Annotated in this window: 13 protein-coding genes; all 13 read right to left on the bottom strand. The window is 62.7% G+C overall.

Annotation, left to right across the window (positions count from 1 at the left end):
- Positions 1 to 1,707: an urease subunit alpha gene (ureC, locus tag LDZ26_RS09660; protein WP_244847027.1), complete on the bottom strand. Its 1,707-nt coding sequence runs from the start codon at positions 1,705 to 1,707 to the stop codon at positions 1 to 3.
- Positions 1,708 to 1,723: 16 nt separating this feature from the next.
- Positions 1,724 to 2,029: an urease subunit beta gene (locus LDZ26_RS09655; RefSeq protein ID WP_206466784.1), complete on the bottom strand. Its 306-nt coding sequence runs from the start codon at positions 2,027 to 2,029 to the stop codon at positions 1,724 to 1,726.
- A gap of 10 nt (positions 2,030 to 2,039) precedes the next feature.
- On the bottom strand, positions 2,040 to 2,342 hold the full coding sequence (locus LDZ26_RS09650) for an urease subunit gamma (RefSeq protein WP_008342482.1): 303 nt from the start codon (positions 2,340 to 2,342) through the stop codon (positions 2,040 to 2,042).
- A gap of 89 nt (positions 2,343 to 2,431) precedes the next feature.
- On the bottom strand, positions 2,432 to 3,151 hold the full coding sequence (locus LDZ26_RS09645; RefSeq protein ID WP_244847026.1) for an amino acid ABC transporter ATP-binding protein: 720 nt from the start codon (positions 3,149 to 3,151) through the stop codon (positions 2,432 to 2,434).
- Positions 3,138 to 3,788, bottom strand: coding sequence for an amino acid ABC transporter permease (locus tag LDZ26_RS09640; RefSeq protein ID WP_244847024.1), 651 nt, complete (start codon positions 3,786 to 3,788; stop codon positions 3,138 to 3,140). Before LDZ26_RS09640 ends, LDZ26_RS09645 begins: the two co-directional genes overlap by 14 nt.
- Positions 3,785 to 4,474, bottom strand: a complete 690-nt coding sequence (locus tag LDZ26_RS09635) for an amino acid ABC transporter permease (RefSeq protein WP_244847023.1) — start codon at positions 4,472 to 4,474, stop codon at positions 3,785 to 3,787. The genes LDZ26_RS09640 and LDZ26_RS09635 overlap by 4 nt, the downstream gene beginning before the upstream one ends.
- A gap of 18 nt (positions 4,475 to 4,492) precedes the next feature.
- Complete coding sequence (locus tag LDZ26_RS09630; protein ID WP_244847022.1) at positions 4,493 to 5,290, bottom strand: transporter substrate-binding domain-containing protein; 798 nt, start codon at positions 5,288 to 5,290, stop codon at positions 4,493 to 4,495.
- A 175-nt stretch (positions 5,291 to 5,465) separates the two neighbouring features.
- A complete protein-coding gene (locus LDZ26_RS09625) occupies positions 5,466 to 6,326 on the bottom strand; it encodes an urease accessory protein UreD (RefSeq protein WP_244847021.1) in 861 nt (286 codons plus the stop codon).
- Positions 6,327 to 6,355: 29 nt separating this feature from the next.
- Positions 6,356 to 7,048 (bottom strand): urea ABC transporter ATP-binding subunit UrtE, encoded by a 693-nt coding sequence (urtE, locus tag LDZ26_RS09620; protein WP_244847020.1) that lies wholly within the window; start codon positions 7,046 to 7,048, stop codon positions 6,356 to 6,358.
- Positions 7,049 to 7,063: 15 nt separating this feature from the next.
- A complete protein-coding gene (gene urtD / locus LDZ26_RS09615; RefSeq protein ID WP_244847019.1) occupies positions 7,064 to 7,948 on the bottom strand; it encodes an urea ABC transporter ATP-binding protein UrtD in 885 nt (294 codons plus the stop codon).
- Positions 7,945 to 9,135, bottom strand: a complete 1,191-nt coding sequence (gene urtC / locus LDZ26_RS09610) for an urea ABC transporter permease subunit UrtC (protein WP_244847018.1) — start codon at positions 9,133 to 9,135, stop codon at positions 7,945 to 7,947. The genes urtD and urtC overlap by 4 nt, the downstream gene beginning before the upstream one ends.
- Before the next feature lie 3 nt (positions 9,136 to 9,138).
- Entirely contained in the window at positions 9,139 to 10,755 is a 1,617-nt protein-coding gene (urtB, locus tag LDZ26_RS09605) for an urea ABC transporter permease subunit UrtB (RefSeq protein ID WP_244847017.1), read from the bottom strand.
- Between the two features lie 66 nt (positions 10,756 to 10,821).
- The gene (gene urtA, locus LDZ26_RS09600) at positions 10,822 to 12,123 is read right to left on the bottom strand and encodes an urea ABC transporter substrate-binding protein (protein ID WP_244847016.1); all 1,302 of its coding nucleotides are present in this window, start codon (positions 12,121 to 12,123) and stop codon (positions 10,822 to 10,824) included.
- Between the last annotated feature and the right edge of the window lie 791 nt (positions 12,124 to 12,914).

The raw sequence follows: 12,914 nt of genomic DNA, 5'->3' as shown, positions 1-12,914 counted from the left end.
TCAGAACAGGAAGTAGCGTTGCGCCATCGGCAGCACGGTGGCGGGTTCGCAAGTGAGCAGTTGTCCGTTCGCGATCACCTGATAGGTCTGCGGATCGACGCTGATGGACGGCTGCCATGCATTGTGAATCATGTCGGCCTTCGTCACATTGCGGCAGTTCTTCACGACGACGACCTGTTTCTTCAGGCCATAACGATCGGTTATACGCGACTCCATCGCCAGTTGTGACACGAACGTAAGCGATGTCTTGCCGAGCGCGCCGCCGCGCGTCGCGAACATCTCGCGGTAATGCACCGGCTGCGGCGTCGGAATCGATGCGTTCGGATCGCCCATTTGCGCGAGCGCGATCATGCCGCCCTTGACGATCATCGCGGGCTTCACGCCGAAGAACGCCGGCTCCCAGAAGACGAGGTCGGCCCACTTGCCCGGCTCGATGGAACCGACTTCATGCGCGATGCCGTGCGTGATCGCAGGGTTGATCGTGTACTTCGCGACATAGCGTTTCGCGCGGAAATTGTCGTTGCGTGCGTTGTCCTCCGCAAGCGCGCCACGCTGCACCTTCATCTTGTGCGCCGTCTGCCATGTGCGGATGATGACTTCGCCCACGCGGCCCATTGCCTGCGAGTCGGACGACAACATCGAGAGCGCGCCGAGATCGTGGAGAATGTCCTCGGCCGCGATGGTCTCGCGGCGAATGCGCGACTCAGCGAACGCAATGTCTTCGGCAATCGACGGGTCCAGATGATGGCACACCATCAGCATGTCGAGATGCTCGTCGAGCGTGTTGACGGTGTAGGGCCGCGTCGGATTGGTGGAGGAGGGCAGCACGTTCGGCTCGCCGCACACCTTGATGATGTCCGGCGCATGACCGCCGCCCGCGCCTTCCGTGTGATACGTGTGGATCGTGCGGCCCTTGAACGCGGCGACCGTCGTTTCGACGAAGCCCGCTTCGTTCAGCGTGTCCGTGTGGATGGCGACTTGCGTGTCGGTATCGTCCGCGACGGAAAGACAGTTGTCGATGGCTGCGGGCGTCGTGCCCCAGTCCTCGTGCAGCTTGAGACCAATGGCGCCCGCCTTCACTTGCTCAATGAGCGGCTCGGGCAGGCTCGCGTTGCCCTTGCCGAGAAAGCCGAGGTTCATCGGCCAGCCATCGGCGGCTTGCAGCATGCGTTCCATGTGCCACGGCCCCGGCGTGCAGGTGGTCGCGTTCGTGCCGGTGGCGGGGCCGGTGCCGCCGCCGAGCATCGTCGTGACGCCGCTCGCGAGCGCCTCGTCGATCTGCTGCGGGCTGATGAAGTGGATATGCGTGTCGATGCCGCCCGCGGTCACGATCATGCCTTCGCCCGCGATCACTTCGGTGGCCGCGCCGATCGCAATGGTCACGTTCGGCTGAATGTCGGGATTGCCCGCCTTGCCGATCGCGAAGATGCGCCCGCTCTTGATGCCGATATCGGCCTTCACGATGCCCCAGTGATCGAGAATCAGCGCATTCGTGATGACCGTATCGACGACATCGGCGGACGTGCGTTGCGACTGGCCCATGCCGTCGCGAATCACCTTGCCGCCGCCGAACTTCACTTCTTCGCCGTACGTGGTGAAGTCCCGTTCGACTTCGATGATGAGATCGGTGTCCGCAAGGCGCACGCGGTCGCCGGTCGTCGGGCCGAACATTTCCGCATATGCGCGGCGGCCGATGCGTAGCGTCATGTCGTTGATGTCCTGATCAGAGTGGGCCCATTACGAGGCCGTTGAAGCCGTACACGTGACGATCGCCCGCGAGCGCGACGAGTTCGACCGTGCGTTCCTGTCCCGGCTCGAAGCGCACGGCGGTGCCCGCCGCGATGTTCAGCCGAAAGCCGCGCGTCTTCTCGCGATCGAAGAGGAGCGCCGTGTTGACTTCGTAGAAGTGATAGTGCGAGCCGACCTGCACGGGCCGGTCGCCGCTGTTCGCGACGACGACGGACACGGTCTCGCGGCCTGCATTGAGTTCGTGCTCGCCGTCGTCGATCAGATATTCGCCGGGAATCATCGCGTGCGTCTCAAGGAATGGGATGGTGGACGGTCACGAGCTTCGTGCCATCGGGGAACGTGGCTTCGATCTGTATGTCGGGAATCATCTCGGGCACGCCTTCCATGACGTCGTCGCGCGTGAGCAGCGTGGTGCCGTAATGCATGACTTCTGCGACGGTCTTGCCATCGCGTGCGGCTTCCATCAACGCGGCGGAGATGAACGCGACGGCTTCCGGATGATTGAGCTTGAGGCCGCGTGCGCGGCGCCGTTCGGCGAGCAGCGCCGCCGTGAAGATCAGGAGCTTGTCCTTTTCGCGAGGCGTCAGTTTCATGAACTTGTTCTATAGGCGATGGGCTTCGTCATGCTAGCACTTGCTCCCTGTTTCCGGGCCGCTTTGTGAGCGAGCTTTCAGCGGGCTTGTCATTGAATGAAGCGTTGCAGCTCGACGCTCGCGGGCCGCTCGAAGATCTGCTCGGGCGCGCCGGATTCCCACACGCGTCCGTGATGCATGAAGACGACCTTGTCGCTCACGTTGCGCGCAAACCGCATCTCGTGCGTCACCATGATGAGCGTCATGCCATCGCGCGCAAGATCTTCGACGACAGCCAGTACTTCGCCGACGAGTTCGGGATCGAGCGCAGAGGTGATTTCATCGCACAAGAGCACGCTCGGATTCATCGCCAACGCGCGTGCAATGGCGACGCGCTGCTGTTGTCCGCCGGATAACTGCTCCGGATAGGAATCGAACTTGTCGCCGAGGCCGACGCGTTCCAGCACCGTATGCGCACTCGCGCGCGCCTTCGCCTTATGAATCTTCTTGACGACCGTTTGCGCCAGCATCACGTTCTGCCCGGCGGTGAGATGCGGGAAGAGATTGTATTGCTGGAAGACCATGCCGACCTTGAGCCGCAGCGCGCGCAAGTCGGCGCGGCGCGCGTCGATATGCTCGCCGTCGATTTCGATCGAGCCTTCGTCGATGCTTTCAAGACCATTGAGCGTGCGCAGCAGCGTGCTCTTGCCCGAGCCGCTCTTGCCGATGATGGACACCACTTGCCCGCGCTCGACCGTGAAGTCGATGCCCTTCAGGACCTGATTCGAGCCGAAGTGCTTGTGCAGATTGCGCGTTTCAACGAGCGGCATGCCATTTCCTTTCGAGCGTGCGCGCAAAGCGCGTCAGCGGATAACAGAGAACGAAGTAGATGATCGCGACGAGGCCATAGACGAGAAACGGGCGGAACGTCGCGTTCGAGATCATCGTGCCGGCCTTCGTGAGTTCGGTGAAGCCGATGATGGAGACGAGCGCCGTATCCTTCACCGCCTGCACGGCGAAGCCGGCCGTCGGCCCGACGGCGATGCGCGTGGCCTGCGGGAGGATCACATGGCGAAGCTGCTCGAAGTAGCTCATTGCAAGGCTCGCGGACGCTTCCCACTGGCCCTTCGGCACCGCTTCGACCGCGCCGCGCCATATCTCCGCGAGATAGGCGCTCGTGAAAAGCGTGAGTCCGACAGTGGCGGCGAGCCACGGCGACACATCGATGCCGAGCAAAGGCAGCCCGAAGAAGACGAGGAACAGTTGCATCAGAAGCGGCGTGCCCTGGAAAAGCTGAATGTAGCCCTTCACCAGCGTGCGCAGGACTTCGTACTTCGACACGCGCATCACCAGAAGCGCGAAGCCGACGATGCCGCCGAGCACGAACGATACGATCGACAGCACGATGGTCCAGCGCGCGGCCAAGAGCAGGTTCTCGACGATTTGCGTGAAGGTGAATTCGATCATCGCGCGCGGCTTCCGTTGGCGCTTGCGCCGTGCATGAAAAGACGCTTGCCCGCAGCGTTGAGCGCCGCGCGCAGCACGAGCGCGAGCGCCAGATACGAAGCGGTGACGAGAAAGCACGTTTCGAATGCGCGAAAGTTGCGCGACTGGATATAGCTCGCGGCATACGTCAGATCGGGCACGGAAATCTGCGAGACCACGGCGGAGCCGAGCATCGTGATGACGATCTGGCTCGTGAGCGCGGGAAAGACCTTGGCGAGCGCCTGTGGCAGCACGACATGCCGAAAGGCTTCATTGCGCGACATCGCAAGCGACGCGGCCGCTTCGTGATGCCCCTTCGGCACCGCCGCGATGCCCGCGCGAATGATCTCGACGGAATACGCGCCGAGGTTCAACGTCATCGCGACAATGGCTGCGACGTACTCGCTCAGATGAATGCCGAGCGCGGGCAGCCCGAAGAACACGAAGAACAGTTGCACGATGAACGGCGTGTTGCGGATCGCCTCGACATAGCCGCCGACGAGCGAACGCAGCCACGCGCGATCGCTGTCGCGACCGGCTGCGCCGGCCACGCCGAGCGATACGCCAAGCGCGGTCGAGATGGCGGTCAGCGCAAGCGTCGTCGCCGCGCCGCTCGCAAACATGCCCCCGTAGTTCGCGAAGTCGGCGAATTCCAGTTGATAGGCCATGCGATGTAGCGCCTTGCGTTACAGACTGGCAGGCAGCGGCTGGCCGAACCACTTCTTCGACATGGCGTTGAGCGTGCCGTCCTTTTTCGCCTGCGCGATGGTGTCGTCGACCTTGGTCATCAAGCGCGGCTCGTTCTTGTTCATGCCGACGAAGCAGGGCGAATCCTTGATGATGAACTTCGCTTCGGGCCGACGCGGCGGATTCTTCGCAAGGATCGCCGCGGCGACGATATTGCCCGCCGCGATCAACTGAACCTGTCCCGAGAGAAATGCGGAGATGGTCGCGTTGTTGTCCTCGAAGCGTTTGATGGTGGCGTTCGGCGCCATTTGCGACAGCGCGATCTCCTCCAGCGCGCCGCGCGTCGCGCCTACGGTCTTGCCGGTGAGATCGGCCGGACCGCTCACCTTGATGTCGGCGGGACCGAAAACCCCTTGAAAATAGGGTGCATAAGGCGTCGAGAAGTCCAGCACCTTCTCTCGCTCAGGGGTCTTGCCGAGCGACGAAATCACCAGATCGACCTTGTTCGTCGTGAGATACGGAATGCGGTTCGCGCTGTTCACGGGCACGAGCTGGAGCTTGACCTTCATCGACTTGGCGAGCAATGCGGCCATGTCCACGTCATAGCCTTGCGGCTGCATGTCGGCGCCGACCGAGCCGAACGGCGGATAGTCCTCGGGCACGGCCACGCGCAGGGTGCCGCTCTTGGCGATGGTATCGAGCGCGTCGGCGTGTGCCTGCGCAGTAAAGGCGAAAAGCGGCGTGAGGGCGAGCGCGGCGAGTGCGGTGCGTCGCGCACGGAAGAAGAGCTTCGGCATGGATGATCCTTCGGGCTTTGTGACGGCCGCGTCGCATGCGCGGCTCTTGGAGCCGTGCTCTAAAGCGAGAGCCGTGCCATCGACGCTAAAGCCTTATGCCGTATGCGATGCCCGGCTGGTCACGCGGCCCTGCGCACACACGCGGGGCGCGCTCGTGCGCCGCGATGGTGCGTGCTCAAGTGGTCCACAACCTGAGCGGCCGCGCGGCCACGCCATGCACGAGCGGACGAAGCTGAGTCCAGCAATCGGTCAATGCGCGTTGCAGCGGCTCCATCGAACGGCTGATGGCGCGCACGATCAATACGCCGGGCGCTACGCACGATGCCCCTGCGCGCGTCTCATCATTGAACGGCAACTGCGCGGTGAGCGCCTCGGCCAACGCGTCGTCGCATGCGGGTCCGATGGCCCATAGCGTGCCATAGGCGGGATAGCCCGCGAGTCCTTGCGATGCATCGCGCAAGGGATCGTTCGCATCGATCAGCGCGCGCTCGAACCACAGCGTGCGTCCATCGCTATATGCGATACGCGACACCGCCTCGATGCGCCCCTGCGTCCAGCGTTCGCCGGCGGCGGCGCGGCCGAGCAGCATCGCATCCCAGCCGATGGCCGTTGCGCCATCGTCGAGCGTGACGTTGAACGCAAGCTCCACATTCGACGATTCGAACACGATGTTGTTCTGCGGTAGCCAGTCGAGCTTCGCGTGTCGCCCGAGATGAACGTCGATACGCTGCGTCGCGAGCTTGCCGTTCGCCTTGTACCACTTCGTCGCGCCGGGCGTTGTAATGACGGCATGCGTGTCTTCGCCGAGCTTTACATCGACGGATAGACGATCGCCACCCGCGACGCCGCCCGGCGGATGCACGATCACCGCGTGGCAGATATCGCCTTCGGGATAGAGCGGCCGTTGCACGCGCAGCGGACCTTCATGCTTGCGATGCGCGCATACCGTGCGGTCATGCTGCCGGGCAAAGCCGAGTTCGAGCGTGCCGCGCCAGACATCGGGATGAGCGAGCGCCGCGTGAGATTCGTGATGCATGGAAGCAATGCGTTATGAGCGGTCCACCATCATACGGCGATCAGCTCGCGCACTCCATGCGCATCCATCTCCGATCCCTCGCCGCCCGCGACGATCTCGCCGCGATTCATCACCCAATAGTGGTCCGCGAGTTCGCGGGCGAAGTCGTAATACTGCTCGACGAGCAGCACCGTCATGCCCATTTCATCGACGAGCTGGCGCAGCGTTCGGCCGATGTCGCGAATGATGGATGGCTGGATGCCTTCGGTCGGTTCATCGAGAATAAGCAGTTGCGGCTGGCTCATCAGCGCGCGGCCGATGGCGAGCTGCTGCTGCTGACCGCCCGACAGATCGCCGCCGCGCCGATGCTTCATCTCGCGCAGCACGGGGAAAAGCGCATAGATATGGTCGGGAATCTTCGAAGGCGCCTTGCGGCTCGCGGCGCCGACGAGCAGGTTCTCCTCCACCGTCAGACGCCCGAAGATATCGCGGCCCTGCGGAACATAAGCAAGACCGCTCGCGACGCGCGCATGCGTGGGCATCGACGAGAGCTTTGCGCCGCGCCATGTGATGCTGCCGCTTTTGGACGGCACCACGCCCATGAGACAGCGCAGCAGTGTGGTCTTGCCGACGCCGTTGCGGCCGAGCAGCACGGTGAGCTTGCCCTCGGGCACCGTCATCTTCACGTCGCGCAGAATGTGACTGCCGCCGTAATACTGATTGAGCGATTCGACTTCGAGCATGGAGTGGTTCCGGTATCAACGGCCAAGATACGATTCGATCACGGCCTCATCGCGCTTCACGCTATCGAGCGTGCCTTCGGCGAGCACGCTGCCTTCGGCCATGACCGTCACCTTGCCGCTGTCGCCCGCGAGCGCCGCGACGAACTCCATGTCGTGCTCGACCACCATTATCGAACATGAACCCCGTAGCGTGTTCAGCAATTCCGCGAGTTCCATGGTCTCGTGATCGGTCATGCCGGCAGCGGGTTCATCGAGCAAGAGCAGGGCGGGCTGCTGCATGAGCAACATGCCAATTTCGAGCCGCTGCTTCTGTCCATGCGACAACTCGCCGGCAAGCCGCGTCGCCTGATGCTCCAAGCGAATCAGTTCGAGCGTCTCTTCGATGCGCGCCTGCGCCGCGCGATCCAGCCGCGCGCGCAACGACGCGAACCATCGCTTGTCCGTCTTCATCGCGAGTTCGAGGTTCTCCCACACGGGATGATTCTCGAAGACAGTCGGCTTCTGAAACTTGCGGCCGATGCCCGTGCGCGCGATCACCGGCTCCGACATGCGCGTGAGATCGAACGTTTGACCGAGAAACACGCGGCCGTCGTCGGGCCGCGTCTTGCCGGTGATGACGTCCATCATCGTGGTCTTGCCCGCGCCGTTGGGACCGATCACGCAGCGCAACTCGCCTACGTCGATGGACAGCGTTAGCTTGTTGAGCGCACGAAAGCCGTCGAAACTGACGGTCACGTCTTCGAGATAGAGAATCGTTCCATGCGATACGTCGATCTCGCCGGGCTTGAGCACATGGCCGAGTCCGGAGTTGACGTTGATGTTCTTGTGGCCCGGCTCGTTCAAACCGGGCGGCTGAGGAATCGGCGGCAAGTCGACGATCAATGCGTGATACGCGGTCATTCTGCGGCGCCTCCTTGCGTCTTGCGGCGGGCGAGTCCGATAAGACCCATGATTCCGTTCGGCAACAAGAGCGGCACGAGCGTGAAGATAAGCCCGAGGAAGAAGAGCCAGTATTCCGCGAAATACGCCGTGAAAAAGCTCTTCGCGCCATTGACGGCGAACGCGCCGATGATCGGCCCGATGAGCGTCCCGCGTCCGCCGACTGCGACCCAGATCGCCATTTCGATGGAGTTGGCGGGCGACATCTCGCTCGGATTGATGATGCCGACTTGCGGCACGTACAGCGCGCCCGCGATGCCGCACAGCACGGCCGATACGGTCCAGATGAAAAGCTTGTACGCGAGCGGGCTATAGCCGAGAAACATGAGCCGCGCTTCGCCATCGCGCACGCCGGTCACCACGCGCCCGAGCTTCGACGTGACGATCCAGCGCGCCACGAGGAACGCGAGCACGAGCACCGCGAACGTGATGAGGAAGAGGACCGTGCGTGTTCCCGCATGCGTGATCGGAAAGCCCGCGATGCGCTTGAAATCCGTAAAGCCGTTATTGCCACCGAAGCCCGTTTCGTTGCGATAGAAGAGCAGCATCGCGGCGAAGGTCATGGCCTGCGTGATGATCGACAGATACACGCCCTTCACGCGCGAGCGAAACGTGAAGAAGCCGAAGACCCAGGCCAGCACGCCGGGCACGAGCACGACGAGCAAGAGCGCGTACCAGAGGTGCTCCGTGCCTTGCCAGTACCACGGCAGTGCGTGCCAGTCGAGAAACACCATGAAGTCCGGCAGATCGCTTTGATACGTGCCTTGGCGTCCGATGGAGCGCATCAGGTACATGCCCATCGCATAGCCGCCGAGCGCGAAGAAGAGCGCGTGGCCCAGGCTCAGAATGCCGCAATAACCCCAGACGAGATCGAGTGCGAGCGCGCCGATCGCATAGCACATGAGCTTGCCGACAAGCGTCATCGCGTAAGCCGACAAATGAAACGCGCTCGTTTCCGGCAGCACGAGCGCCGAGAGCGGCACGCAGATGCCCATTGCAACGATGAGCGCCAGCAACGCGATCCAGCCGTTGCGCGGCAACAGCGCGGCGCGCGGCGGCAGGCCGAGCGCGAAGCCTGCGTGCGCGGCGCTTGCATCCGGTTGCGGCGTGACGTCCAGATTGGCGGTGATGTTGGTCGAGGCGGTCATGGCTCAGGCCTCCGCGCTGCGGCCCTTCAGGGCGAACATGCCCTGCGGACGCTTCTGGATGAACAGCACGATCAGCACGAGCACCGCGATCTTCGCGAGCACCGCGCCCCAGAACGGCTCGATCGCCTTGTTGACGAGACCGAGCCCGAAGCCGCCGATCACGGTGCCCGCGAGCTGGCCTACGCCGCCGAGCACCACGGCCATGAACGAATCGATGATGTAGCTCTGCCCGAGGTCAGGGCCCACGTTGCCGATCTGCGAGAGCGCGCATCCGCCGAGCCCTGCGATGCCCGCGCCGAACGCGAACGCGTACGAATCGACGCGCGCGGTCTTCACGCCGACGCACGCGGCCATGCGGCGATTCTGCGTGACGGCGCGCACGAAGAGGCCGAGCCGTGTGCGCGTCAACGCGGCCCATGCAATCAGCACCACGGCGAGCGAGAACGCGAGAATCGTCAGGCGGTTATACGGCAGGATCAGGTTCTGCATCACCGCGACGCCGCCGCTCATCCACGAAGGATTCGTGACCTGCACGTTCTGCGCGCCGAATATCGTTCGCGTCGCTTGAATGAGGATGAGGCTGATGCCGAAGGTCGTCAGCAACGTTTCGAGCGGACGCCCATAAAGATGCTTCAGCACGAGCCTTTCCAGCACGATGCCGACGAGCGCAGCTGCAACGAACGATGCGGGCACCGCGAAGAGCGGATACCAGTTGAACGCGGCAGGCGCGTAATGCTGCACGAGGTTCTGCACGACATAGGTCGCATAAGCGCCGATCATCAGGAATTCGCCGTGCGCCATGTTGATGACGCCGATCAGGCCGTACGTGATCGCCAGTCCCAATGCGGCCAGCAGCAGCACGCTGCCGAGCGATAGACCGGCGAACAGCGTGCCCGCGATTTCGCTGCGGCGCTGGATAGAGTCGAGGGCTTCGATACCGGTCTGCGCCGCCGCGCGCACGCGTTCATCGGGTTCATTGAAGGTGCCATCGCTTTTCTTCGCGACGATGGGGCGCAGCAATTCATACATGTCGAGGTCATGCCGTGCTGCGACGAGTTGAGCGGCCTCGAGGCGCTTGTTCACATCGGGATCATGCAGCGCGGTCATCGCCCACAGCGTGTCGAGGCGCTTCTTCAACTCAGCGTCGGTCTCGGCGGCGCGGGCGCGATCGATGAGCGGCTTCATCGACGCGTCGGGGTTCTTCAACAGCGCGGCCACTGCTTCACGGCGCTTGGCCAGGTCCGGCGATGCGAGTTGAAGTCCGGATAGGGCGCCCGCTACTTTCGTGCGCAACTGGTTGTTCAGCGTGATCGCTTGCGCATCGGGCGCTTCCGCGATCTTGCCTGTGATGGCGTCCTTGTTGCCCTCGTCGGTCTGCACATAGACGTGGCCGTTATCGGTGGCGACGAGCGAACCGTCCGCGAGCGCATTGAGGACGGCGACAGAAGGTGCATCCGCATTCGCGATGAGCTTGTCGATGGCGGCGGACTTGGCCTGATAGTCATCGCCTGCAAGCGGCGCGAGTTCGTCGGCGGTCAGCGCGTGCGCGGTGAACGGCGTAAGCGCGATGCACAGCACGAGCATCGCACGCAAGAAGGGAAGCACAACGGAGCCGTTCATAAGGGCCTTTCTGATGAGACTCGAACGGCCGCGCGCAACGTCACGTCACGCGCGGCCTTGCTTGCGTTAGGCTACGCGCGAGCGCCGCAAGAACGACGGAATCGAGCTGACGACATCCGGCTTACCCTGATTGCCCGCGATATAGGGGCTCCACGGCTGCGCGCGAATCGCGGTCTTCGTTTTCCATACGACATTGAACTGACCGTCGCCGCGAATCTCGCCGATCATCACCGGCTTGTGCAGATGATGGTTGCCGTCCATCGTGAGCGTGAAGCCCGAAGGCGCGGCGAAGCTCTGGCCGATCATGGCGGTGCGCACCTTGTCCACGTCCGTGCTTTTCGCTTTCTCGACGGCCTGCTTCCACATGTGAATGCCGACGAAGGTCGCTTCCATCGGATCGTTCGTCACGCGCTTGTCGCCGCCCGGCAGGTTCTGCGTCTTCACCCATTCGGCGAACTGTGTCTCGAACTTCTTGTTGTTCGGGTTCTTGACCGACATGAAGTAGTTCCATGCGGCGAGATGGCCGACGAGCGGCTTCGTGTCGATGCCGCGCAGTTCTTCTTCGCCGACGGAGAATGCGACCACCGGCACGTCCGTCGCTTTCAGCCCTTGATTGCCGAGTTCCTTGTAGAACGGAACGTTCGAATCCCCGTTGATCGTCGAGACGACCGTGGTCTTTCCCCCTTGCGAGAAGGTCTTGATGTTCGCGACGATGGTCTGATAGTCGCTATGTCCGAACGGTGTGTAGACCTCCTGAATATCTGCATCCTTGACTCCTTTCGAATGGAGGAAGGCGCGCAGGATCTTGTTGGTCGTGCGCGGGTACACGTAGTCGGTGCCGAGCAGGAAGAAGCGCTTGGCGCTGCCGCCTTCCGGTCCCATCAGATACTCGACAGCGGGAATGGCCTGCTGGTTCGGCGCGGCGCCGGTGTAGAACACGTTGCGCGACATCTCTTCGCCTTCGTACTGCACGGGATAGAAGAGCAAGCCGTTGAGTTCCTCGAACACGGGCAGCACGGACTTGCGCGACACGGACGTCCAGCAGCCGAACACGCAGGCGACCTTGTCCTGCGTGAGAAGCTGACGCGCCTTCTCGGCGAAGAGCGGCCAGTTGGAAGCGGGATCGACGACGACGGCTTCGAGCTGCCGGCCCATCACGCCGCCGTTCTTGTTGATATCGGCGATGGTCATGAGCGCGGTGTCCTTGAGCGATGTCTCGGAGATCGCCATGGTGCCGGAGAGCGAATGCAGCACGCCGACCTTGATCGGGCCGGTATCGGCGGCTTGCGCCCTGGAGATGGGAAGCTGGCCTGCGAGGGCGAGCGCGCCCGACATGGAACCGAGCTTCAGCAGACTGCGTCGTTTCATTGATGTGTTCCCCTTGCCGATATGTTTGTGTTGCCCCGGGTGGAGCAGAGATGAGGCGGGTCGCTTGGCGTGGTTGACGGCTGACCGGCGGGGAAGGAATTGCAAGGGGTATGCCAATGGGGGCTTGACTCAAGGCTGGCGGGGGTTTGCGGGGGATGGTGGTGCGCTGGTCTGGTGGGCATGGATCGGCTGCGGACCCTAATTGGTGCATGCGGGATGGGGCTTGCATTGTTCCGGTGCGGCGGTGTTTTTTCCTGCGCATTTTTTTCGGAGCGCTCGTCTTGCTCTTTGTGTCGTGGCGACGGGAGCGCTCAAGTCCTTAACCCTGCAGTTGTGGTCGGCCGCCTCTTTGTCGCTATCACGGCACCCACCGGCTCGGACGCATAGGCGATTGGCGTCAACAAAAGTAGCGACATCGTGACCTCAGCACCGTGAGTTTTATGTTATGGTGGCATCGCTACATAGTTAGGAAAACAAAGTAAATGGCAGGAACTCGCGAGCGTTATGTGATTGCGGAGTGGGGCTGCGGCTCTGCTTGTGTCATGGCGGCGGTCATCGACAAGTCCTCAGGACGGGGCACGTCTCTGCCGTTTACCGTGTCTGACTGGCCGGTTGATGTGACAGAGCCACTGGAATATCGCGCGAATAGCTGCCTTGTGATCGTTCGAGGGAGTCGTAACGAAAGCCGTGAGCATGGGACCTATTACTATACGTTCGATGGTGCCCAGTTCCACTTGCTGGCTACGGAGCCCACGCACTCGCACTAGCAGGGCGCTTGCGCAGGCTCACAC

The organism is Caballeronia sp. SL2Y3, assembly GCF_022879575.1.
In the GTDB taxonomy this organism is placed as follows: Bacteria; Pseudomonadota; Gammaproteobacteria; order Burkholderiales; family Burkholderiaceae; genus Caballeronia.
The sequence above is the reverse complement of the archived record's forward strand: the minus strand, read 5'-3'. Positions and strand labels throughout refer to the sequence as shown.